Below are 2,191 nucleotides of genomic sequence, written 5' to 3' on the forward strand. Positions count from 1 at the left end.
CGAACGCCTCCGCCGCCTGCGGCGAATCGACGGGAACGCCGTCCTCCAGCCGCCCTCACCCCTTGCCCGCCCCCCACCCACGCCGCCCGAACACATCACTGCTCCTACTGCATCCACTGAAAGTCAGTAGATGCAGTAGAGGCAGTACTCTCAGTTCCCCACCCGCAGACAGGGGACGACATGCACCACGACCAGGACCACGCCGAGCACCAGGCCCTCGCCGTCGCCACCGCCTACGTCGCACCCCGGATCGCACGCCACCTCACCGCGCGCCACGCCGTACACCGCCTACGCCGCGAGCTGCGCGAAGCGTGACCCCGCCCCACGCCGCCGGTGGAAGGATGCGCCCATGAGCGAGACCACCGACGCACCCGCCGGCGCGCAGTACCGGGCCGACTACAGCGACTCCCGCACCTACTCCCCCCTTGAGCAGACCTACACCGACCTGCGCGCGGCCCAGAAGCGATGCGAGGACGACCTGCGGGCCGTACGCCAGGACGGCCCGCAGATGGAGTTCCGCTGGGAGCCCGACCTCGGCGTCCCCCCGCTGATGTGGCGCATGACGGTCCGCACGCCCTACTCCAGCGGCCTGTTCCTCTCCCCTGGCTACCGCGTCGTCGTAGTCGGCTCCCCCTACGACGGCGGCCCGCCGACCCCGCAGACGGACACTGAAGAGCAGTAGCCGCAGTACCGTACGTACATGACTGTGCCCGTTCTACGGATTGCCCTCGCCTCGATCAAGCCCGGCGTCGGCAAGAGCACCAGCGGTATCTTCCTCTGCAAGAGCCTCCAGGAACTTGGTCGCGAACCCCTCCTGGCGGACGGCGACAAGGGCGCGTCGTGCCTCGGCTGGATGCAGGACGCCGGCGGCATCGGCTACCCCGTGATCGGACAGGCGATCACGACCCTGCACCGCACCCTCCCCGGCCTGGAGGCCGGACGCGGAGCGGTCGTCGTCGACGCCCCGCAGCTCGAAGACCATGAGGCAATCGCGCGATCGGCCCTGGTGTATGCCGACGTCTGGATTCTCCCTTTGGCGCCGGGCGGAATGGAAGTACGCCGGACCATGCTCCAACTTCGAAAGAAACTTGACGAAGCGCGAGAACTGCGAGAACAACTCGGCAAACCGCGCGATCCCATGTGTGAAATGGTTCTACTGACGCGCACCAATCGGCCCTACGCCACAAAAACCGGACCCGATGCAGAGTTCAGAGAAGCTCTGACAGATAAAGGCTTCCGAGTCATGAATACTGTCATTGCCTTCAATGACGATCTGTACCGGCAGTCATATGGCTTCGAGGTCACCACTAAAGGCACCACGTACCCGGCCGCAGCCAAAGAAATCATCACCGAATGGGAAAGGGCGCAGGCATGACCACCCGCCGCCGAGGTCCGAAAAACAAGTTCACCGAAGAAACGATCGCAGCTCCGCCCACAGACGTCGAAGTGATCCGCACGACCCCGATCCGCCTCACCGTGGACCTCGCCCCACCCCTCCACAAAGCGGTCAAGCGCTGGACCAACGAGGCCGCGCTCCGCCTCGACCACACGGACGTCGCCCTCGCCCAGGTCGCCCGCGCCCTCCTGGCCGAACTGACCGAGCCCAACTTCGACGAGCGCCTGCCGGGCCTGGAGGAACGCGTCCTCGACCGGCTCAGGACCAGCAACTACGGCCACACAGCAGCTACTGAAGTGCAGTAACCGGAGTACCTTCAGTACCAATTCAGGGCCCGCCCGGAACGCGCCGGACGCGGGCCCTTGAACTGCGCCCCTACGGCTGCGCCACGACCTCACGCACCCGCGCGAGTCGCTCCAACATCCCCTCCAACCCCCACGCCCCGATCCCTCGCGCAGCGGCCGAGATGGCGAGAACGGTGATCATGTCGTCCTCGGTGAGAGTGCGGAAGGGGCCGTCACCGCCGTCAGAGGCGAGTTCCCACACGGCGGCCGAGACGGGGTCGGACATCGGCACAGTCGTGAGCCACGCGGCGCCGGCCGGAGCCATCAGAGCAGGGCGGCTGAAGTCGAACCAAGGGTCGGCACGGACCGCGTCGACGAGCAGTCTGTCGAGCTGCTGGCGCATGTAGGCCCCGGTCGTCGAACCCCCGGGAGCCGCTGCCTCTGCTACTCCGTCGACGTCGCCGACGAGGTAGGCGCGTACGAGGTCGACCGCTCGGGTCTCCCCCTCGAT

The 2,191-nt window shown here is 67.0% G+C and carries 5 protein-coding genes; 4 read left to right on the forward strand and 1 reads right to left on the reverse strand.

All coding sequences use genetic code 11. The annotated features are described in order from the left end of the window. The first annotated feature begins 180 nt into the window (after window positions 1-180). The 4 genes from AOK24_RS52445 (at window position 181) to AOK24_RS44335 (ending at window position 1,701) form a co-directional block, all read left to right on the forward strand. The gene (locus tag AOK24_RS52445; RefSeq protein ID WP_276206906.1) at window positions 181-315 is read left to right on the forward strand and encodes a hypothetical protein; all 135 of its coding nucleotides are present in this window, start codon (window positions 181-183) and stop codon (window positions 313-315) included. 34 nt (window positions 316-349) lie between these two features. Then, complete coding sequence (locus AOK24_RS44325; RefSeq protein ID WP_055725462.1) at window positions 350-682, forward strand: hypothetical protein; 333 nt, start codon at window positions 350-352, stop codon at window positions 680-682. An 18-nt stretch (window positions 683-700) separates the two neighbouring features. Beyond that, entirely contained in the window at window positions 701-1,375 is a 675-nt protein-coding gene (locus AOK24_RS44330) for a P-loop NTPase family protein (RefSeq protein WP_055725463.1), read from the forward strand. A 71-nt stretch (window positions 1,376-1,446) separates the two neighbouring features. Further along, window positions 1,447-1,701 carry a hypothetical protein gene (locus AOK24_RS44335; RefSeq protein ID WP_055725464.1) on the forward strand — a complete coding sequence of 85 codons (255 nt, stop codon included), beginning with the start codon at window positions 1,447-1,449 and terminating at the stop codon, window positions 1,699-1,701. 70 nt (window positions 1,702-1,771) lie between these two features. Here AOK24_RS44335 and AOK24_RS44340 read toward each other — a convergent pair. Then, on the reverse strand, window positions 1,772-2,191 hold a 420-nt coding region (locus tag AOK24_RS44340), incomplete at its 5' end, for a hypothetical protein (RefSeq protein ID WP_159052243.1).

It is taken from the genome of Streptomyces niveiscabiei (genome assembly GCF_001419795.1).
GTDB lineage: Bacteria > Actinomycetota > Actinomycetes > Streptomycetales > Streptomycetaceae > Streptomyces > Streptomyces niveiscabiei.

What these genes read in the sequence shown, in the direction of transcription:
- AOK24_RS52445 (WP_276206906.1), top strand. Translation starts at nt 181, where the DNA reads ATGCACCACGACCAGGACCACGCCGAGCACCAGGCCCTCGCCGTCGCC.
- AOK24_RS44325 (WP_055725462.1), top strand. Translation starts at nt 350, where the DNA reads ATGAGCGAGACCACCGACGCACCCGCCGGCGCGCAGTACCGGGCCGAC.
- AOK24_RS44330 (WP_055725463.1), top strand. Translation starts at nt 701, where the DNA reads ATGACTGTGCCCGTTCTACGGATTGCCCTCGCCTCGATCAAGCCCGGC.